The 20,325-nt window shown below is 68.4% G+C and carries 18 protein-coding genes; 7 read left to right on the forward strand and 11 right to left on the reverse strand.

Going from position 1 to position 20,325, the window contains the following annotated elements; translation table 11 throughout:
- Window positions 1-4: 4 nt before the first annotated feature.
- Window positions 5-1,357, reverse strand: a complete 1,353-nt coding sequence (locus ODR01_RS20045) for an amidase (RefSeq protein ID WP_316979476.1) — start codon at window positions 1,355-1,357, stop codon at window positions 5-7.
- Window positions 1,358-1,568: 211 nt separating this feature from the next.
- Between ODR01_RS20045 and ODR01_RS20050 the strand changes: the two genes are divergently transcribed.
- Window positions 1,569-1,841, forward strand: a complete 273-nt coding sequence (locus ODR01_RS20050) for an ABC transporter permease subunit (protein ID WP_316979477.1) — start codon at window positions 1,569-1,571, stop codon at window positions 1,839-1,841.
- 140 nt (window positions 1,842-1,981) lie between these two features.
- On the forward strand, window positions 1,982-2,644 hold the full coding sequence (locus ODR01_RS20055; protein ID WP_316979478.1) for a septal ring lytic transglycosylase RlpA family protein: 663 nt from the start codon (window positions 1,982-1,984) through the stop codon (window positions 2,642-2,644).
- A gap of 88 nt (window positions 2,645-2,732) precedes the next feature.
- On the opposite strand, the gene ODR01_RS20060 is transcribed toward ODR01_RS20055, so the two are convergent.
- The 3 genes from ODR01_RS20060 to ODR01_RS20070 form a co-directional block, all read right to left on the reverse strand.
- On the reverse strand, window positions 2,733-3,071 hold the full coding sequence (locus tag ODR01_RS20060) for a hypothetical protein (protein WP_316979479.1): 339 nt from the start codon (window positions 3,069-3,071) through the stop codon (window positions 2,733-2,735).
- 132 nt (window positions 3,072-3,203) lie between these two features.
- Complete coding sequence (locus ODR01_RS20065; protein WP_316979480.1) at window positions 3,204-3,428, reverse strand: hypothetical protein; 225 nt, start codon at window positions 3,426-3,428, stop codon at window positions 3,204-3,206.
- Between the two features lie 259 nt (window positions 3,429-3,687).
- Window positions 3,688-4,614 (reverse strand): HNH endonuclease, encoded by a 927-nt coding sequence (locus ODR01_RS20070; protein ID WP_316979494.1) that lies wholly within the window; start codon window positions 4,612-4,614, stop codon window positions 3,688-3,690.
- A 283-nt stretch (window positions 4,615-4,897) separates the two neighbouring features.
- Between ODR01_RS20070 and ODR01_RS20075 the strand changes: the two genes are divergently transcribed.
- From ODR01_RS20075 to ODR01_RS20090, 4 genes are all read left to right on the forward strand, one after another.
- Complete coding sequence (locus ODR01_RS20075; protein WP_316979481.1) at window positions 4,898-5,311, forward strand: DUF3830 family protein; 414 nt, start codon at window positions 4,898-4,900, stop codon at window positions 5,309-5,311.
- 292 nt (window positions 5,312-5,603) lie between these two features.
- The gene (locus tag ODR01_RS20080) at window positions 5,604-7,121 is read left to right on the forward strand and encodes a hypothetical protein (protein WP_316979482.1); all 1,518 of its coding nucleotides are present in this window, start codon (window positions 5,604-5,606) and stop codon (window positions 7,119-7,121) included.
- Between the two features lie 148 nt (window positions 7,122-7,269).
- Window positions 7,270-8,589 (forward strand): hypothetical protein, encoded by a 1,320-nt coding sequence (locus tag ODR01_RS20085; RefSeq protein ID WP_316979483.1) that lies wholly within the window; start codon window positions 7,270-7,272, stop codon window positions 8,587-8,589.
- A gap of 56 nt (window positions 8,590-8,645) precedes the next feature.
- On the forward strand, window positions 8,646-9,587 hold the full coding sequence (locus ODR01_RS20090) for an FxLYD domain-containing protein (RefSeq protein WP_316979484.1): 942 nt from the start codon (window positions 8,646-8,648) through the stop codon (window positions 9,585-9,587).
- A 109-nt stretch (window positions 9,588-9,696) separates the two neighbouring features.
- On the opposite strand, the gene ODR01_RS20095 is transcribed toward ODR01_RS20090, so the two are convergent.
- Both ODR01_RS20095 and ODR01_RS20100 read right to left on the reverse strand, forming a co-directional pair.
- Complete coding sequence (locus ODR01_RS20095; RefSeq protein ID WP_316979485.1) at window positions 9,697-11,742, reverse strand: AsmA family protein; 2,046 nt, start codon at window positions 11,740-11,742, stop codon at window positions 9,697-9,699.
- Between the two features lie 270 nt (window positions 11,743-12,012).
- Complete coding sequence (locus ODR01_RS20100) at window positions 12,013-13,749, reverse strand: cation:proton antiporter domain-containing protein (protein ID WP_316979486.1); 1,737 nt, start codon at window positions 13,747-13,749, stop codon at window positions 12,013-12,015.
- A gap of 143 nt (window positions 13,750-13,892) precedes the next feature.
- Between ODR01_RS20100 and ODR01_RS20105 the strand changes: the two genes are divergently transcribed.
- On the forward strand, window positions 13,893-14,957 hold the full coding sequence (locus tag ODR01_RS20105) for an isocitrate/isopropylmalate dehydrogenase family protein (RefSeq protein ID WP_316979487.1): 1,065 nt from the start codon (window positions 13,893-13,895) through the stop codon (window positions 14,955-14,957).
- A gap of 85 nt (window positions 14,958-15,042) precedes the next feature.
- Here the strand turns inward: ODR01_RS20105 and ODR01_RS20110 are convergent, their stop codons facing one another.
- From ODR01_RS20110 to ODR01_RS20130, 5 genes are all read right to left on the reverse strand, one after another.
- The gene (locus tag ODR01_RS20110; RefSeq protein ID WP_316979488.1) at window positions 15,043-15,900 is read right to left on the reverse strand and encodes a shikimate dehydrogenase family protein; all 858 of its coding nucleotides are present in this window, start codon (window positions 15,898-15,900) and stop codon (window positions 15,043-15,045) included.
- Window positions 15,901-16,022: 122 nt separating this feature from the next.
- Window positions 16,023-17,033, reverse strand: coding sequence for a TRAP transporter substrate-binding protein (locus tag ODR01_RS20115; RefSeq protein WP_316979489.1), 1,011 nt, complete (start codon window positions 17,031-17,033; stop codon window positions 16,023-16,025).
- A gap of 77 nt (window positions 17,034-17,110) precedes the next feature.
- Window positions 17,111-18,391, reverse strand: coding sequence for a TRAP transporter large permease (locus tag ODR01_RS20120; RefSeq protein ID WP_316979490.1), 1,281 nt, complete (start codon window positions 18,389-18,391; stop codon window positions 17,111-17,113).
- The gene (locus ODR01_RS20125) at window positions 18,388-18,912 is read right to left on the reverse strand and encodes a TRAP transporter small permease (protein WP_316979491.1); all 525 of its coding nucleotides are present in this window, start codon (window positions 18,910-18,912) and stop codon (window positions 18,388-18,390) included. The genes ODR01_RS20120 and ODR01_RS20125 overlap by 4 nt, the downstream gene beginning before the upstream one ends.
- A 430-nt stretch (window positions 18,913-19,342) precedes the next feature.
- Window positions 19,343-20,059: a GntR family transcriptional regulator gene (locus ODR01_RS20130; protein WP_316979492.1), complete on the reverse strand. Its 717-nt coding sequence runs from the start codon at window positions 20,057-20,059 to the stop codon at window positions 19,343-19,345.
- Between the last annotated feature and the right edge of the window lie 266 nt (window positions 20,060-20,325).

The raw sequence follows: 20,325 nt of genomic DNA on the forward strand, positions 1-20,325 counted from the left end.
GCTCTCACCGCTTTTCTAGCCGCGCCGTCGATAGTCTCTCCACAAAGCCCGCCAAGTCGAGGAGAGACCGCTCCTGGCTTCCGCGGGCGACGATCTGAAGCCCTACCGGGAGGCCCTGTGGCGTCCGATCAATCGGCACGGAAATGGCGCACAGATCCAGGTAGTTGGCCAAGCGTGTGAAACGCGACATCGGGGCTACGGACTCGTCCACCTGATCCAAGGACACCGCCGGCAGCGGCGTCGTTGGCAACAAGACGAAATCGATACCGCCTAGCTTGTCCATGAACTCCACCTTGGCCTGGACGCGTTCCTGCTGGGCTTCCCGATACTGCCCCGGAGTGATCTCCTTGCCCGACAGCAACCGCCGGCGGACGAAGGGGTCCATGGGAAACCTGAAGTCCTCGGCCCGGGCTCCCAGAGCCGCGTAGGCTTCGGCCGCCATGATGATGCCGTTGCGGTGCTGGTACTCGGCCATGGCGTGAGGAAGCCGGAAGGGTACGCAGCGGATGCCGCTCCGCTCAATCCGCTCGACCGTGGCGGAAACGGCCGCCTGCACGTCGTCATCGACCGGCGCCGTCTGGTCCGGGTCGACGATGCCGAGAGTCAGGCTTGCCGGCGTGACGGTCCCGGCCGGGCATTGCACCGCAGCCAACGCCTCGAACACCAGACGGGCGTCGTCGACGGACCGGACAATCGGCCCAATGGTGTCGAAGGTACGGCTCAGCGGCGCCACCCCGTCGGTCGGTACCAGCCCTGCCGTGGTCTTGAGGCCGACCACGCCGCATAGGCTTGCCGGGATACGGATCGAGCCCCCGGTATCGGACCCGATGGCGACCGGCACCAGCCCTGCTGCGACCGCGACGGCGGATCCGCTGCTCGAACCGCCGGGGACACGGTGGACCTTGCGGTCGACCGGGTTTAGCGGGGTGCCGAGCCCGTTGTTGGTTCCCCAACTGCCGAACGCGAACTCCACCATGTGGGTTTTGCCGACGACGACCATGCCCGCCGCGATCAGGCGGTCGACGAAGGGAGCTGTGGCTCTGGCTGGCACAAGGCTGTAGACGCGCGATCCGAAGCCGGTGATGCGGCCGTCGATGTCGGCCAGGTCCTTGATGGCGACTGGAATGCCATGCAGCGGGCCCCGGACCTTGCCGGCGGCCCGCTCGCCGTCGAGGCCGGCTGCCGCGGCGCGCGCCGATTCGGCGAAAACCTCGACGAACGCATGCAGTTCGCCGTCTTGCGAAGCGATGCGGGTCAGACAGTCCTCGACGATCTCGGCAGATGTCGTCTTGCCCTCGGCCATGGCACGGGCCAGATCGGTAAGGGATGTGCGGGCGTGATCCACAGGACAAGTCATTTGGAGACCCCTCGGTGAGGTAAACGGTATCGGATGGAGACTATTCCGGGCATTCGGTCGAGGCCAATCCCTATCGGCGGCGACGTGTCGCTATCTGTCGCTCCGATAACGACGGATGGCCGGCCAGGGGCTTGTCCGCAACCGCGGTTGTTCCCACCCTGTTGAAACAACCGATGAGCCATGTCCTTCATGTCGAAGGCGAATCAACAGAATGAACCTCTTGGTCGTTGCCGAGCAAGCGCTGAACGGGCTGGTCATCAGCACGTTCTATGCCCTTACCGCGCTCGGGCTGTCGATCATCTTCGGCGTCCTCAGGATCGTCAATTTCGCCCACGGCGAGCTCTACATGCTTGGCGGGTACGTCTATTACCTGGCCGTCGCCGCCGGCAAACCCGCCAAGGTCGCCATCGTCGCATGCAGGCGAAAGCTCCTCGTCATCCTCAACGCCATCATCCGGGACGGTCGTCAAAGGCACAGCGCTTGAAATCCAAGACAGTCGCTGTGCCTCCGTGTCTTTGCGGCGGCTCCCTCGTTCCCCTCCCGCCTCCGCATTGGGGGTGGAGCCGGGGCGGGGCGGCGGGTATAGTCGTTCGCCCGCCCCCGGCGCCTTGGACCTGAGGGACCATGCCGCTTTCCAGCGAACCCCCGCGACGCCGTCTCTGCCTGCATGGCCTCCTCTTCATGGTGGCGGCGCTGGCGCTTATGGGATGCGCCAGGCGCCTGCCGCCCCAGGCGACGCAGACGCTGCCGCCGGCTTCCGTCGCGCTGCAGGCCCAGCCCGGGGACGAGCCCAACCTTGCCGCCAAGGCCGAGCCGGCCGCCTTCACCTTCCCCGAATCCCCGCCGCCACCCGCGCTTAAGTTCAAGATCCCGGCGCAGGCGCAGGAGCAACCCAAGGCCCAGCCGCAGCCCCGCGTCGCCTCGGCGTTCCGGCCGGCGCCGAGGAAACCCGGCAACCCCAAGGCCTGCCGCCCGGCCCGCCCGGCCTACGACCGGCGCGGCACGGCGTCGTGGTACGGCCACGCCCAGCACGGCGACGCCACGGCCAGCGGCGAGCCCTTCGACATGAACGCGCTGACGGCGGCGCACAGGACGCTTGCCTTCGGCACCCGGGTGCGGGTGACCCACCTGAAAAACGGGCGCGCCGTGGTGCTCACCATCAACGACCGCGGCCCCTTCACGGCCGGCCGCCTGATCGACGTGTCGCGCCGCGCGGCGCGCGACTTGGGCTTCCTGGAGGAGGACCACCTGGCCCCCGTGAGGGTGGAGGCGGTGACGGGGTGCTGAGCCCTGGGACAGGCTTACGGCGACGGGCTTCCCGGTCGAAGCCTCGTCCCATGCAGGGCCGAAGGCCCCAATCGAAGGATCGAAGGATCTAGCGGGAACGGCGCTGGGTGCGCATCCGCGAAACGGCCAGCCCGGCGAAGAAAAGCGAGAACAGCAGGACGGCGGCAAACAGCCCCCACAGCGGCGAGAGCACCCACGACCACGGCCAGACGATGGCGCCGGCCGCTTTCAGTGCGCCGAGGAGGATCGCCAGCACGACGGCCGGCGCGGCGAGGTAGACCAAAAGTTCGGGCGCCGGCGGCCCCTGCCGCTCCGCCCGGGAAACGCGGGGCCGGCTGTGGGGATCGGCCTCCAGCCCCAAAGGCGCCGCCACCGTTGCAGGCGCCGAAACCGCCAGATGAACGACCCGACCCCGAAGCTGTCCCATCGCCAACCTTCCGCTTTTCCCGCGTTGCACGGTTGTCCTGGACCGGGATCTTAAACGAAATCGGTTGAAAAACCTGCTTGTGGATTTCCCTAAGGCGGCTTCGCGGAAATCCGCATCCGGAGGGCGTCACGGCTACCCGATGATGCCGGTGACTTTCAGCGCGGAAAACAGAATGGCCAACCCGCCGGTGAGGCCGACCAGGGAAATCAGCAGCCGGGGCGCCGGCAGGCTCTTCTCGCGGGGGGGCTCGGAAACCTCGAGCCGGTAGCGCGGATCGGCCACCAGCCCCTTGGCGGCCGCCGGCCGCGCGGTGCTCGAAAGGGTGGGTTGAACGAGGGGCCGGTCACGCAGTTCCATCTTAGGTCCGCCTGCCTTGCGCTGCCCGTGTGGGCGTGGGGGAGGGGTGCGGGCATCGCCGCCCGACCCCACCGGGGGGAGTTCTAGCCGCAAATGGTTAAGGAAGGGTTAGGGGGCCGCCGCCGTCAAATGCCCGGCCAGGCCCAATCAGCCCATCCAAGTTCGCGGAGAAGGGTAGCCGGGCATTGTGGTGCAAATTGGGCAGCGTTTCGAAGGCCAGGATACGGACGGATGCCGGCGGATCGGGCCGGCGCTGACATCATGCCACCGCCTTGAAGCGCTCGAAGCGCTGGGCCAAGCGGTCGCGGTCGGGGTAGTCCTGGCGGCGGTTCGGCATCCGAATTGATTGCCCCTCCAGCCCCTTCAAGGCCTCCAGCATCGGTCCGTCGTTGATGGCCAGTAAGCGCTTGGAGACGTGCAGCCGGTAAAAAGGATCGATACCGATGAAATGGGCGTCGAATGCCGCATGATGCAGCTTCGAAAGCGGGATTCCGTTGGGCACGATGGGCTGCCCGAATTCTTCATCGCCGTCGTCAATAATGTGGGCGGCGTCGAGCAACTTGGGCTCGGGCAGACGTGTAACCACACATCGACTGCCATAGGCTGCTAGTACCGCCTCACGGAAGGAATCCTGGTGCAGTCGTTGCTGAACCTCGCGCAGGGCGTAGCGCCGTTCGATGGCGTTTTCCGGCGGCATCGCATACTCGTGATCGGACATGCTAAAGGCGACGCGGGCTTTCAGCGTCCGGGGGTCCCATCCGGTGATGTAGACGGGAAGCTCGGCGTGATAGCGGCCCGGGGCGATGCCGATGAAGTAGATAACCGGAATCCGGTTCTCACAGGCTTCGCGGAGCCGTTGGTTATCGGCGGCGTCGGGGTTCTTACCCATGAAGGCGTAGTCGATGGTCTCCTCGCCCTCGAAAATCTGGCGATGGACGTCGCGCTGGTCGTCGTACCACACCCTGCCGCCCGGCCTCGGAAAGACGGTCTTGATGGAGAGCAGGAAGCGCATCTGGCGTGGCCTGAAGATGCCGCGCTGCGGGTTAATGAGCGGGATGCGCTCGCCGCCGAACACGAAACCGGGCTTCAAGTCGGCCGCCGTCAACGGATTATGGATCTCGCGCAGCCGTTGAACGTGCTCGAAGGCGGCCATGCGCATCAGGGCGTCTTGATCATTGCCGATCATCTGCGCCACCGATCACCCCCGATAACAATGCTCGTTGTGCCAAGCCGGGGCCGTCTGGTCGGGCACTTGCCCTTTGGCCTTGGATGGCTCGATCTGCCGACCTTACAGGGCATAGTAGTCGCGGTCATTACGGGCTGCAATCGGTGCCTGTCCAGGGTGCCTCTATAGGTTGTCAGATTTGAATCTGAGAATCTGCCCACACCTGCATCCCCATTGACACCCCCGCCTCCCATCGCCTTATTCCCCGGCATTCGTTTGGCTCGGTCGGCTTGGGAGGTTTTTCATGTCCATGGTGCGCGTCACGTCCGGCGATTTTGTCTTCGAGGCCCGGCTGGAGGCGGAGAAGGCGCCGGCCACCTGCGCCGCCTTCGCCCGCCTGCTGCCCTATCGCGAACGCGTCATCCACGTGCGCTGGAGCGGCGAGGGGGTGTGGATTCCCCTGGCCGACCGCGATTTCGGCCTGGGCTATGAAAACCACACCAGCTTCCCGGCCCCCGGCCAGTTCATCCTCTATCCCGGCGGCATCAGCGAGACCGAGATCCTGCTGGCCTATGGCGGCGTCCATTTCGCCAGCAAGGTCGGCCAACTCGCCGGCAACCATTTCCTGACCATCGTCGCCGGCCAGGAGCGGCTGGAGGAACTGGGCAGGAAAACCCTCTGGCAGGGCGCCCAGGAGATTCTTTTCGAGCGGGCCTGAGAGCGGGCGGCGCGCGCGGGCGCCAGGCGTCCGCCCGCCCCCCGCGGCCGCGCCGGCGGGGTTCCCCCTTCGTCCCTTGCGCACCTCCCTCCGCGCAGTCCCGGCCGGGTTTCGCGTGCCGGCGCGCGGCCGCTCCATCGCCACGGAATAAGTCGGCGCGCCCCCCGGTCTACGACATGGGGCCGTGTCGCTGAACGCGCGACCCCACGGGCCCCGGCGCCGCCGCGAGGGCCCACGGGGGCGTGGGCGGGCGCCCATTCCCCTCGAGGCAGCGGTCGAGGAGGAGCAAGCCATGCGGTCCTATTCCATCCGGACGACATTGTTGGGAACCGCGAGCGCGCTCGCCATCGCCTGGGGGGCGACCCAGGCCGCTTCGGCGCCCCTTGCCGGCGTCATCCTGTCGCCGGGGCCGGGTGGGCCGGCGACCCCGTCCTCGATCATCCTCGCCCAATCCTCCGACGGCGGTTCCGGCGATAGCTCGAGCGGTGATTCCAGCAGCGGCTCGAGCGGCGATGCCGGCGGCGGCTCCGGTGGTGATACCGGAGGAAGTTCGGGCGGCGATGCCGGCGGCGGCTCCGGTGGTGATACCGGAGGAAGTTCGGGCGGCGATACCGGTGGCGACTCCGGTGGGGATTCCGGAGGTGGCTCGGGCGGCGATACCGGCGGTGATTCGGGTGGGGATTCCGGAGGAAGTTCGGGCGGTGATACCGGCGGCAGCTCCGGTGGCGATACGGGCGGTGATTCCGGAGGGGATTCGGGCGGCGACTCCGGTGGTGATTCCGGGAGCGGTTCGGGTGGCGATACCGGCGGGGGTACGGGCGGCGATACCGGCGGGGATACGGGTGGCGATACCGGTGGAGATGCGGGTGGCGATACCGGCGGGGATACGGGTGGCGATACCGGCGCGGGTACGGGTGGCGATACCGGGGGGGCGTCGGGTGGTGACACGGGCGGGACGTCGGGGGGCGCCTCCGGCGGCAACTCGGCCGGCGGAACCGATGCCGGGGCCGGCGCGGATGCCGGGACGAGCGCCTCCGGCAACGAAAGCGACGGACCGTCGCCCGGCAACGCTGCCGGCGATTTCGACGTCTCGGTGGCGGCCGATGTCGACCTTGGCGCCGATGCGATGACCGGCGGGGCCGTGGCCGAGCGCACCATCGGGGCCAGCGTCGACGTGGGTTCCCTGCTCGGCCGCGCGACGGCTGGAAGCGGGGACGACACCCTCGCCCGGCAGGAGATCGACATCGGGCCGGCGGCCGAAGCCGAGGTCGCGCCTGCGCTCGACGGCGACATGGCGGGCGAGACCGCCATCATGACCGGCCGCGGCCTGTTCGGCCCCGCCGTGGCGGTCACCACGGAGATTCTGGAGCCGCCGCCCGCTGCCCCGCTGGCCCTGCAGCCGCGACCGGCGGCGCCCGCGAGCGCGGCGTTCGGCAATCCGGCCGCCGCCGCCGTGCCGCCCGCCAAGGCGCCAGAGGCGGCTCCGAAGGCGTCCAAGACCCTGGCCTCCCTCGTCGAGTCGGCGCGCCTCTCGGCACGGGTGGCCCAGCGGGCGGCGATGGCCGCCGAAGCGGCACGATCGACGGTGGCGGCGCGGAAGGCGTCGAGCGACGCCCAGGCCGCCGCCGACGCGGCGATGGAGGCCGCCCTGCAGGTACAGGCGCTGGCCAGGGGCCGCGGCACGCTTGAGGCGCTGAAGGCCGTTCTTGCCGCCGAGCAGGCCTCCCTCGACGCCCGCGTCAACGCCCAGGCGGCCATCGACGTGGCCAGCCGCAAAGGCCAGGCCGCGGAAGAGACGGCGGCCAAATAGGCGGCGGCCGGAACCTTTCGCCGCCAGCGGCGGTTTCATCCGTCTGTCCGCCTCGCCTCAGTCGGGGCGTAACGCCGCGAACGCGACGACGGGGACGGCCGGCGCGCGTTTCGCCTTTTTCGAAAGGACAGTCGAGAAGGAGCAGACGATGCGGCCGACCTCCATCCGAACCGCACCCTTGGAAACCGCCAGCGCCGTTGCCCTCGCCCTGGCCCTCGCCGCAACCCAGGCCATGGCGGGGCCGGCCCAGCCGCAACGGTCATGGATCGTCCTCGCCCAGGACTCCGGCGGTCTCGGCGTGGGGGCGGACGCCTCGGTCGGCGGCATCGGCGTCGGCGCGGACGTCTCGGTGGGCGGGGGAGGGATCGGCGTCGGCGCGGACGCCTCGGTGGGTGGCGACAACGGCGGGGTCGGCGTTGGGGCGGACGCCTCGGTCGGCGGCGGCGGGATCGGCGCCGGGGCGGATGTGGGCGTGAGCGGCGACAACGGCGGGGTCGGGGCCGGAGCGGACGCCTCGGTCGGCGGCGGCGGGATCGGGGCCGATGCCGGGGTCAGCGCGTCCGGCACCGAAAGCGACGGTCCGGCGACGGACGGGGCGGCCAGCGGTGACGGCGATGCCGGGAGCGCGGCGAGTTCCAGCGCCTCGATGGCGGGGGATGCGGACCTGGACGCCGCCACGTCCGCGAGCCCTTCCGATAGCGACGACGGCGGGCTTTTCCTGGGCGGAAATTTCGATATTTCGGCGGCGGCCGACGCCGAGGCGGAGGCCGGCCGCGCCGTCGCCGAGCGCGCCGTCGGGGACAGCGTCGACGTGGGCTCGCTGCTCGATCCATCGAAGGGCCGAAAGGGCGGCCAAGGCGTCGCCCGGCTGGACGTCGACATGACGCCGGCCGCGGAGGGCGCGGCCGGGCTACCGCTCGACGGCCGCAAGGCGGGCCGGGCGGCGACGGTGACCGGCCGCGGTCCGTTCGGCGCCGGCGTGGCGCTGACCACGGAGGGCATCGACGATCGGCCGCCCGCCGCCTCTTCCTCGGCCGCCCGCGGGGGTGCCGCCAGGACGCGGCCTCCGAAGGCGCCGGAGCCGGCGGGGACGAAGGCCTCGCGGGCCATCGCCTCCCTCGTCGAGTCGGCACGCCTCTCGGCCCGGGTGGCCGCCCGCTCGGCCATCGCCGCCGAAGCGGCCCGCTCGGCGGTGGCGGCGAGAAAGGCCGCCGCCGACGCCCAGGCCGCGGCCGACGCCGCGTTGGCAGCGGCCGCGCAGGTGCGCACCCTGGCCGAGGCCGAGGGCCGGGGCACGCTCGACGGGCTCAAGGCCATCCTCGCCGCCGAGCAGGCATCGCTTGACGCCCGCGTCAACGCCCAGGCCGCGGCCGACGTCGCCAGCCGGCCGCGCGGCCGGGCCGCCGGCGGAACTGGGGCCGAGGCCGAGATCGGGGCCGCGGCCGATGTCGAGGTCGAGGCCGAATAGCGTGCCCGCGGGAAATCGCGACGGGTCGTGTTCGTGTATGACGATGGGAGAGGACAATGCCGATGTTCTTGCGTTTCAGGACCCCTTATGTCGTCAGCCTGCTGGGCCTGTCTCTGGCCGCGTGCGGCACGCCTTCCCTGCTGAGGGAGGGGGCTGCCATCCCCGAGGAGCCGGGCATCTATGCGACCGTCGAAGAGGGCGAGTTCATGCGTCTCGACGGCGACCGCGAATGGGAGGTCGATACCTGGGCCGAGCGCTCGGCGCTTCGCGGCGACACCCAGTTCGTGGTCACCGATCCCGCCCTTCGCGCCCTGGCCGGGCCGTTGGATGAAGCCGTCAGGCTGTATCGGGTGGCGTGGGTGCGCAGCCGGATCGCCAAGGATGGCGGCATTACGCCGATGTCCGGCAGCCGTTGGAGCGCGCCCGAGAGCGAACCCTTCCGGGTTGCCGCCGACGTCTATCGCGTGGCGGGGCGGGACGACGCGGTGCGCGTGGTGCCGGAAATGGCGCTGGGCGACGGTCTCTACTCCATCCGTCTGTCGACCCCCGGCAAGCGGACCTACGCCCGCCTGGGGGTCAACTGGACGACCGTCGATCACGACCGCTACGCATCGGGCAATTGCGTGGATCAGTACCTGGATACGACGGGAACCCAGATCGGCTTCCGCCTGTGCGAGGAACAGCCGCTGCTGGGCACCGGCGGCCTGCACGTCTATCTGGTGCCGCCGCGCGTCGAGACCGTGGATAACATCGAGCGGCTGATCGTTCAGGGCATCGTGGTCAACACCTCGGAGCGCGACACCAAGATCCCGCCGCTGACCGCGACTATCCGCGGCGCCGACGGCAACGTCATCAAGGAATGGACCTTCAAAGCCAACACCGCCGATCTCAAGCCCCATGACAGCGCGGCCTTCGAGATCGCGCTCAACGATCCGCCGCCGGCAACCAAGACCGTGCGCGTGGAATTCGCCGCCGACGCGACGGCTGCCCTGCGGTAAAGTTCACCCCCTCCCCAACCCTCCCCCATCAAGGGGGAGGGGGACGGCGAGACGCTGCCGCCCTCTTCCCTCCCCCCTTGTGGGGGAGGGCAGGGAGGGGGGGGCCGCCTCACCGTCTCTCGATCAACCCCTTCAGCGCGTCCAGCGGGTTGGGCTTGGGCGCTTCCTGGGCCGGGGCGGGGCCGCTGTCGGCCGGCGCCTGGCCGCCCGGGATCAGGCCGCGCAGCAGCTCCTCGGGCTTGGTTCCCGAACGCAGGTTCTTGATCGCCTCCATGGCCTTGGCGGGGTCCTTGATCTGCTCCTTGATGGCGCCTTCGAGGTCAGGGCGGTAGGAGAGCGCGTGCCACGGCCCGGAGACGATGACCGGCACGGTGATACCCGACACTTCGGCGGCCCCGCCCTGGCCCTGGGTGGTAGCGGCCAGCTTGGGGGTGATGCGGTAGTTCACCGTGCGCTTCGGCAGATCGGCGGTGCCGGCGCCGCCGACCCTCAGCAGCGGCGATTTCAGTTCCAGGTCGTCGTTCTTGAGAATGCCGTTGGTGATGACGAAGGTGCCGCCCAGTTCCGAGAAGTCGGTCTGGCGGGTCTCGCCGGCCGAGGGGTCGAGGAAGGCGTTGGCGGCGTTGCGGATCATTGCCGCCACGTTGATGCCGGTAATCGCGCCGTTCTCGAAGGCCAGCGCGCCCTTGCCATTGAGGCTCTCGACCATGGCCTTCTGGCTGGCGCCCTTGGCCGTCAGTTCGAAGTCGGCCTTGGCGGTGCCGCTCAGGCGCCCGAAGTCGGCGGCGTCTTTCAGGAACGGCTGGGCCTGCACGCCGGAAAGCGCGAAGGTCTTGCGCATGGTGGGTACGGCGCCCGAGGCGTCGAGTGAGACGGTACCCTTTCCGGTGCCCTGATAGAGGGCCATTTCCTTGAGGTCGGCGGTCAGCCGGCCATCCTTGATCTTCAAGCCCAGCGCGCTTTGGCCGACCCGCACTTTGCCGGCGAGGATGCTTTTCACGGTGAGATCGAAGTCGACGTCGGCGGCCTTGAGGCCGCTCATGTCCATCGGCGCCTCGCTCCAGGTGGCGGGCGCGCCGCCGGCCGCCGGGCCGCTGGCTTGGCTCGGCGTCGGCTTGGCGTCCTTCGCTTCCGGCGGCAAGTAGGGGTTAAGGTCGAGGTCGCCGACGTCGAGCTTGCCCTTGACCACTGGCTTGGCGCCGCCGGTCGCGGCGTTCACCGCGCCCTTGGCGGCGATGGCGTCGAGCCGGATGTCGGCGTCCTTCACCGCGTAGGTGGCGCCGTCGACGGCCACCGTGCCCTTGAGGGTCAGCGGCCCCAGGGTTTCACCCGGCGCCTCGATCGGCTTGCCGGCCCAGGCGGCAAGGGCTCGCACCGAGGGGACGTCAAGGTCGAGCGCGCCGTCGACCTTGAGGCGGGGGCCGTTGGCCACGGTGCCAGTGAAGGCGAACTTCAGCGGATCGCCCGCCACCGAGATGGCGGCCGGGCTGGCGCCGCCGGCGATGAGGGCGCCGGGCTTCTCGGCGGAAACATCGAGGTCGATCTTTTTGTCGTGCCACACCAGCCCGCCCTTGGCCTTGAGCGGCTTATCCAGGCTCGGCAGCGACACCGTCATGTCGACGTCCTTGACCTCTTCCTTGAGCCCGCTGCGGGCGTCGGCATAGAGGATGCGGCCGTTCTCGATGCGCACGTCTTCCAGCGTCAGGCCGCCGATGGCCGGGCCGTCGGGTTGGGTGGGCTTGCCCGGTTCGGCCGGGGCGGCCTTGGCCTGATCGAAGGTCCAGTTGGCGCGGCCCTGCTTGTCGATTTCCAGCCGGATCATCGGTTCGACCAGAACGAAGCTCTCGACCTCGATCTGGCCCGAGATGAGCGGCATCACCTTGAGCCGGACCTCCAGGCTTTTCAGCGTCGCCATGTTGGCTTCCGCCGCCCCCGGCGCGTTGGCGAAGGCGACATTTTGGGCCGTCACCCCGACGCTGGGAAAGAGCGAGAAGCCGACGTCCCCACCGAGGGTCAGCGTGCGCCCGGTCGCCGATTTGACGGCCTCGGAGATCTTTGCCGTGTAGATCCCCGTCGGCACGAAAAACGGCACGGCGACGGCGACGCCGATGAGCAGCACCAGCACGGCCAGGACGATGACGATCGTTTTCTTCATGAAAAACCTCCTAGGCGCCACCAGGGGCGGCGTTGCCGATGAAGCAGGACGTTTTAGATGATGGCCTTAAGGATACCCGAACCGCCCGCTCCCGGAAACCCTCAACCCGGTTGGAAAGATGGGGTTCCCCCGTCACGGCCATGACGCCGGGGATCGCATTCAACCGTCATGCCCGTACTCGTTGCGGGCATCCACGTCTTTCTTCCTTCTATCGGCCCGGAGTCGTGGATGGCCGGAACAAGTCCGGCCATGACGGTGGAATAAATGACCTCATCCTGAGCCTGTCGAAGGATGGGCAGCGGGCGAGGGCGGCGGGGTCATTTCGAGGTCGCGCAGCAGGGCGTAATCCTCCCGCCTCAGATCGGCCACCATGTCCTCGGTCACAGGATCGGCGACGCCCAGCGCCGAGAGCAGGAAGCTTCCCATCGACAGGCTGGCCTCGGCCACCTCGGGAACGGCGCCGCGCACACCCGCCGCCAGCAGGGCGTGGCGGCTGCCCAGGTCGCGGGCGCGGGCGTGGATGGCGATGCCCGGAAAGGCGGCCCGCACGGCGGCGATCAGCCGGCGCGCCTCGTTGGGTTCGGCCAGCGTGACGACCAGCGCGGCGGCCTCGCCCAGGCGGGCGGCGCGCAGCAGGTCGAAATTGCGCATGTCGCCCCAATGGACGTTGTGGCCGCGGGCCCGGCCCTGGCGGACCAGCTCGGCGTCGAGATCGTAGGCCAGGTAGGGAAGCTCCGCCTTGGTCAGCATGTGGCAGATGACGCGCCCGACCCGGCCGTAGCCGGCGATGACCACCGGGCGCTCCTGCGCCGCCGGCGCGGAGACGTCTCCCGGCGCCGGTGCCGCCTGCTTGAAGCGCGCCGCCAGCGCGTCGCCCAGCCGGGCCAGCGGCGGCGTCGCCAGCATCGAGATGGCGATTCCGGCGATGACGACGGCGAACAGCCCCTGGCCGATGAGGCCGGCGGCCAGCGCGGCGCTGAACAGCACGAAGCCGAATTCGCCAAACTGCGAGAGCAGCAGCGCGGTGCGCATCGCGGTGGCGCGCCCGATGCCGAACAGGAGGCAGAGTCCGAACAGCGCCGCCGCTTTCACCGCCATCAGCACGGTGACGTGGCCGGCGATCTCGGGCAGGTTGCCGGCCAGCGGGCCGATGTCGACGGACATGCCGACGGCGATGAAGAAGAGACCGAGCAGCAGGCCCTTGAAGGGCAGGATGATGGCCTCGACCTGGTGGCGGAACTCGCAGGCCGACAGCAGCATGCCGACCAGGAAGGCGCCCAACGCCATCGACACGTCCGCCGCCTTCATCGCCCAGGCGGCCCCGAAGACGGCCAGCGCGGCGACCATGGCGAAGGCTTCCATGTTGCGCCGGCGGGCCATCCATCCCAGCAGGAACGGCACCACGTGGCGCCCGAACAGGACGACCCCGGCGATGGCGCCGGCCACCGCCAGGGCGTTGGTCCAAAGCGCGCCTCCGGCCGGCTCGGCATGGCCGGCCAGGATCGGCACCAGGGCCAGCAGCGGAACGATGGCCAAGTCCTGCAACAGCAGGATGGCAAAGGCGTTGCGGCCGTGCGGCGTCGCCATGTCGCCGCGCTCGCCCAGCAGCTGCAGCACGAAGGCGGTCGAGGACAGCGCGAGACCCATCCCCAGCAGGACGGATACCTGGAAGGAGACGCCGAGAACGAGGAAATAGCCGGCGACGAGCACGCCGGTTACCAGCACCTGGGCGGTTCCCAGCCCGAAAACGGCCAGCCGCATAGACCACAGCTTTCTGGGCTGCATCTCGATGCCGATGAGGAACAGCAGCAGGACCACACCCAGTTCCGTGAATTCGCGGAGTTGGCCCACCTCGGTGGTCAGTGCCAGCCCAGATGGCCCGGCGACGACGCCGGCCGCCAGGAAGCCCAGGACCGAGCCCAGCCCAAGCCGTTTGAACACCGAGACCAACACCACCGACACCGCCAGCAGGATAGCGGCGGCCGGGATCAACTGGTCGAGATGCAAAGCGGATTCTCCCCCTTCGGATTGCCCGGGCGCGACGATAGCACTTTTCGCGATACCGTCACCACGGGGCGGCGTTGCGGCCTTCACGCGGCGTATCTATCCTGGGGAAGCGTTTCGACGAATGAACGAGCGGAGGGACCCGAATGACGACCAAGGTTGCCTTCTTCCCCGGCGACGGCATCGGGCCGGAAATCACCGACGCCGCGCTGGCCGTCATGGACGCCGCGGGTGCCGCCATCGAGTGGGTGCGCCTGCCCGGTGGCGACGACGCCCGCAAGACCCGAGGCACCCCCATGCCCGACGAGACGCTGCTGGCCTTTCTCGACATCGGGCTCGGCTTCAAGGGGCCCTTCGCGGTGGCCATGGAAGACCCGGTCATCGTGCCCGAATGGCGGCGCGACCCGGGCAGCGGGCGGCGCCCGCGATCCTACAACAGCGCCACCAACGCGCTGCGCGGCGAGGCTGGCGGTTTCGCCGCCGTGCGCCTCGCCAGGGCCTTCCCGGGGGTGCCGGCCGCCGGCCCCGGGCTCGACGCGGTGATCGTGCGCGAGATCAGCGAGGACATCTACATCGCCAACGAATACACCACCCAGAACGGTGCCGCCGTGGCGCTCAAGGTGATCACGCGCGAAGGCTCGGAACGGGTGGTGCGCTTCGCCTTCGAATTCGCCCGCCGGCACGCCCGCCAGAAGGTCGCGGTGGCCCACAAGGCCAATGTGCTGAAGCAGACCGACGGCCTGTTCCTGCGCACCGCCCGGCGCATCGCCGCCGAGTATCCCGACATCGAATTCGAGGAGATCTACATCGACGCCGCCTGCGCCCGCCTGGTCGAAAGGCCAGCCTCCTTCGACGTCGCCGTTATGCCCAACCAGTACGGCGACATCATGTCCGACCTCGCCTCGGCGGTGGCCGGCAGCATCGGCATCGGCGGCGGCGCCACCTTCGGGCGGCGGGCGCATCTGTTCGAGCCGGTGCACGGTACGGCGCCCGACATCGCCGGCAAGGGGGTGGCCAACCCGGTGTCGCAGATCCTCTCGGCCGCCCTGCTGCTGCGCTACCTGGGCGAAACGGCGCGTGGCGAGGCCATCGAGAAGGCGGTGGCCGACGCGCTGCTTGAGCCCAGGAACCACACCCCCGATCTCAAAGGCCGGGCGACCACGCGCGGCGTGACGGACGCCATCATCGAAGCCCTGGCGCGGTACCTCTAGGAGGAGCTTGTTGTTGTCCTCCTCCCCCTCTCCCCCCCAATATGGGCGGAGAGGGGCGAAGGGGGGCAGGTGTGGCGCCGGCCCCTCAGGTGCGAATGGGGGCGGCGGACAGGGTATCGGGTGGCGGGAAGGTTTTCATCGCGGCCTCGGCGTCGACGGCGACGCCGGTGAAGATGGTGAAGGCGTCGAAGCCCTGGAACAGGAACAGGTCATAGCCCGACAGGATGTCGATCGACTTCGCCTTGGCGCATTTCAGGAATTCGGTTTCCAAGGGCGTGTAGACGGCATCGAACACCCAGCGCTGGCCGCCGATGGCGTCCACCGGGAAGGCGTTGCCGGGGTGCTGGAACATGCCGAGCGGTGTGCCGTTGAGCAGGCCGTCGGCCGTGCGGACAGCATCCTTGAGGCCACCCTCCGCGATCACCGAGGTGGCGATACCGGCCGCCTTCAAGGTCGCAGCCAAGCCGTCGGCGCGCGCCTTCTCGACGTCGTAGAGCCAGATCTTGCTGGCGCCCAGGCGGGCCAGCGAGAAGGCCATCGCCTTGCCGACGCCACCGGCCCCGACGATGAGGGAGATCCCTGGCGACGCCTTGCCGAAGCGGTGCCGGAAGGCGCCCGAAAAGCCGCTGAAGTCGGTATTGAAGCCCTGCCAGGACTTCGGCTCGAAGATCACCGTGTTGATGGCGCCGATGCGCGCCACGGAGGGGTCGGCGACCTCGACCTTTTTGCGTACCACTTCCTTGTAGGGATGGGTGACGTTGACGCCGCGATAGCCTTCTCTCGCGCAGCGGGCCAGGGCGTCTTCGAACTTGAAGTCGGCAATCTCGTTGGAATCGATGCGCAGATAATCGACCGGCAGGCCGTACATCTGGCCCAGGAAGATGTGCAGGCGCGGGGCCGACGATTTCGATATCCCGGCGCCGATCAGTCCGAGCTGGATCATGGGTTTCCTCTTCCTCTTCTTGGTCTTGATGCCGGCCGGGTCGTGAGTGTGGGGGCCAAGCGCCGCGGCGGCGGGACGAAGACGACGGATCCCGTCCCGCGGTCGCCTGGCTTCCGCTTCGGTTACTTCGCCTTCGCCAGTTCGGCTTGCAGCAGCTTCATGGTTTCGGCGCCGATGTCGTTGGTGTACTTGTCGACCACCGGCTTGACGGCCGCCTGGAACTTGGCCAACTCGGCCGGCGTCAGGTCGGTGACCTGCATGCCGCGTTCCTTGATCTGCTTCAGGAAGTCGGCATCCTTCTCGCGGTTCACCTTGCGCTGGAAGGCGCGCGCCTCGACGGCGGCGTCCTTGAACAGCTTCTGCTCGTCGGCGTTGAGCCCGTCCCAGAACTTCTTCGACACGATAACGATCTGCGGGTTGTAGATGTGCCGCGTGTTGGTCAGGTACTTCTGAACCTCGTAGAACTTGGCGGCGATGATGTTGGCGTAGGGGTTCTCCTGGCCGTCGACCGTGCCGGTCTCGAGCGCGGTGTAAAGCTCGGTATAGGCCAGCGGCACGGCGTTGGTGCCGAGCGCGCCGAACAGGTCGACCATGATCGGCGACTGGATGATGCGGATCTTGAGGCCCTTCAAGTCGTCGAGCGAGGCCACCGGCCGCTTCTTGTTGGTCAGGTTGCGGAACCCAAGCTCCCAATAGCCGAGGCTGACCAGCCCCTTCGCCGGCAGCATGGCGTTCAGGTGGTCGCCGAATGGCCCATCCATGACCTTGTCGGCCTGCTGCGGGCTGGTGAACAGGAACGGCAGGTCGACCGAGGAAAAGGGCTTGGCGAGGTTCTGCAGGATGCCGGCATTTAGCACCATCATCTGCACGACGCCGCCCTGAAGTGCCGAGACGGTCTGCACGTCGCCGCCCAGTACGCCGCCGGGGAACACGTTGACGACGATCTTGCCGCCGCTCTTCGCCTTCATGATCTCGGCGAATTTCTCCATCCCGGTGACCTGCGGATGGCCCTTCTGGTTGGCGCCGGCGAACTTGACTTCATGGGCCCGGATTTCGCCGTAGGCGGAGCCGGTCATGGCCAGCACGAGCGGAATGGCCAGCCCGGCGAGAGCACGTTTGGTGGTCCAAAGCATCGACTGCCTCCTTGAGTTGTGTGGCGCCCCTTTCTGCGATGGGTGCCATCGGTTGCAACGCACTCGACCCGTTTCCCTCAGCCGAAGAACCAGCTGGCGGGAACCGTGATGAGTTTCGGGTAAAACACGAACAGCAGCAGAATGGCGACTTCCGTGAACAGGAACGGCCAGACGCCCTTGGTCAGGTCCTCCATGGAAAGCTTGGTGACCCCGCACACGACGTTGAGCACGGTCCCCACCGGCGGCGTGATGAGCCCGATCGAGCCCGTCACGATGAAGATGACGCCGAAGTAGACGGGGTCGATGCCCGCCATCTTGACCACCGGCAGCAGGACGGGGGTCAGCACCAGGATGGTCGGGGTGATGTCCATGCCCATGCCGATGACCAGCAGGATGGCGACGATCACCAGCATCAGCAGGGTCTGGTTGCCCATCAGGGGTTCCAGGAAGCCGGCCAGTTGCAGGGGCAGGTTGGCGATGGTGATCAGCCACGCCGACACCGTGGCGCAGGCGACCAGGATCATCACCACGCTGGTCACCTTGGCCGAGGCCACCAGCACCTCGTAGAAGCGCTTCACCGTCAGCTCGCGATAGACGACGAAGGACACGAAGATCGAATAGACCGCCGCCACCACGCCGGCCTCGGTCGGCGTGAAGACGCCGAACTTGAGCCCGAAGATGATGATGAAGGGCAGCACCAGCGCCCACGCCGCCTCGATCAGCGCGCGGGCGCGCATCTGGTTGGTCTGGGCCACCGGCAGCGTGATGTCGCCGCGCCGGGATACGAAGTACCAGGTCGCCGCCAGGCCCAACCCAAGGATGATGCCGGGGAAGATGCCGGCCAGGAAAAGGCGGATGATCGAGACGTTGCCGGTGACGCCGTAGATGATGAAGGGGATGGAAGGCGGGATGATCGGCCCGATGATGGCGCCGGCCGACACCAGGCCGGCGGAACGGCCCTTGTCGTAGCCCGACGCCAGCATCATCGGCATCAGGAGCACCGCCAGAGCCGCCGCGTCGGCGACCGCCGAGCCCGACAGGCTGGCCATCACGCAGGCCGCCATGATGGTGACATAACCCAGCCCGCCGCGGATGTGGCCGACGCAGGCCATGGCCAAGGCGACGATGCGCTTCGAAAGGCCTCCCGCCGTCATCACCTCGCCGGCCAGGATGAAGAAGGGCACCGCCATCAGCGGGAAACTGTCGGCGCCGTTGACCACGTTCTGGGCGACGATCTGGGCGTCGAAGACATCGAGCTGGATCATCAGGGCGACGCCGGAAGCCAGCAGCGCGAAGGCGATCGGCACGCCCAATGCCATGGTCCCCAGAAGCGAGCCGACGAAGACGATGACGGTCATCGCGGCGCCTCCCCGGTGGCCGCCCGTTCACGGGCCGGCGCGCCGATGGCGATGGCCGGCCGGTCGGCCAGCACGCGCCAGATATCGACGAGGATGATGATGATGGCGACGACGGCGAAGAACAGGCCCGCCCCGTAGTAGACGGTCATCGACCAGTTGAGCACCGGGGTGACCACGGTCAGGTTGATCACCGACTGGGTATAGCTGCCGCTCAGCATCAGCACGCAACAGCCCAGCACAATCAGGCTGCCCAGCACCGCCATCGCCTTGGCGACCGGGCGGGGCATGTTCTTGACCACGAAATCGATGCCGATATGGCCGTGCTCGGCCAGCGCCACCGTGGCGCCCAGGAAGATGATCCACACGAAGAAGATGCGCGACAGCTCTTCTGAAATGGTCAGGCCGGAATTGAAGGCGTAGCGCAGCACCACGTTGCCGAAAACCAGGACCACCATGCCCGAGAGCAGCAGGGCAAGCAGGACCCTGGCGAGTTTGAAATAGAGCTCGCAGAGACGTTTCATCGAATCGTTCCCGTCCTCCTCTTGGCGCGTCCTCGGAATGGGGCGCTGGATGCCGGGAGAAGGTTCCACGATCGCGAAAGGCGCATGGCCCGATCTCCCTGCGAGTCTTCGGGCCGCCGTGTTTTTTTGGCCCCGAGCGCTTCGGGAAGCGCCGGGTTCGGCCCATTGGCAGGAAGCGTAGTCGAGTTAAGTCCAGGACGTCAACGAATATCCTATTTTTTGCGTTTCATCGATATTTTTGCGCCCATTGACGATTTTCCGGGGGTATTCGCTCCCTCTCCGCCCTTGGGGGCGGAGAGGGTGGGGTGAGGTGGGGGAATCCCATGCGACGGCACCGCCCACCTCACCCTCCCGCGCCGTCGCGGGCCCCTCCCTCTCCCCCCTGAAGGGCAGAGAGGGGAGGGAGCGGACTGTGGGAGGGCGTCAGGCCTCAGCCGCCCGTGCCGACCGGCAGTTCGGAACCTTTCTGGATGTGGGCGGCCAACAGCGTCACCGCCGCCTCGACGTCGCGGTTGACGGTGTATTCCAGGATCTTGCGGTGCTCGTCGACCAGTTCCTCGCCGCGGAAGCCGATGGTTTTCAGGGCCAGCATCTGATAGCGGCGGAACTGGTCGTGGATGACGCTGTGCATGCGCATGATCCAGCGCGACCGGCAGGCCGAAATCAGCGCGACGTGGAACTGGCGGTCGAAATTCTGCCACTCGGCGCCGTGCTTGGCGGCATCCTGCATCATCAGCCGCTCGCTGCAGGCCAGCATGTGGTGGGCCGAAACCACCCGGCCTTCCCAGTCGAGGTCGCCCAGCTCCATCGACTTCCTCAGCCCGTGGCACTCGATCAGCTGACGCAGTTCGGTCACCTCGCGCAGATCGTCGATGGAGGCCGGCACCACCCGGAAGCCCTTCTGCCCCTCGGCCAGCACCAGGCCCTCGGCGGCCAGGCGCATCAGGGTCTCGCGCAGCGTGTTGATGGAAACGTCGTAGTCGCGCTTCAGGCTGGCCAGCTTGAGCTTCATGCCCGGGTGCAGGGCGCCCAGCAGGATGTCGTTGCGGATCTCACTGAACACCGCCTCGCCGACGGAGGCGCCGTCGGGCCGTTCGGGCGCGGCGTCCGGCCCCTCGATCATCCGTTCAAAGAATTCCGCTCGCATGGTCGTTCACCGCATGAAGGACGGCGGCCCCTTCGGCCGTATTCCCTAATATATCCATAAATCCGCGAAAAAAACGATATTTTACAGAATCGGCATCGGCCTTCAGTCTCCCTCTCCGCCCCCTTGGGGGGGAGAGGGGCGGGGTGAGGTGGGGAACGCCGCGGCCTCGGGCCCCCCCCCCCCCCCCCCCCCCCCCCGCCCCCCCCCCCCCCCCCCAACGCGGGGGGGGGGGGGGGGGGGGGGGGGGCCCCCCCCCCCCCCCCCAC

This window comes from Shumkonia mesophila (assembly GCF_026163695.1).
GTDB classification, from domain to species: Bacteria; Pseudomonadota; Alphaproteobacteria; order Rhodospirillales; family Shumkoniaceae; genus Shumkonia; species Shumkonia mesophila.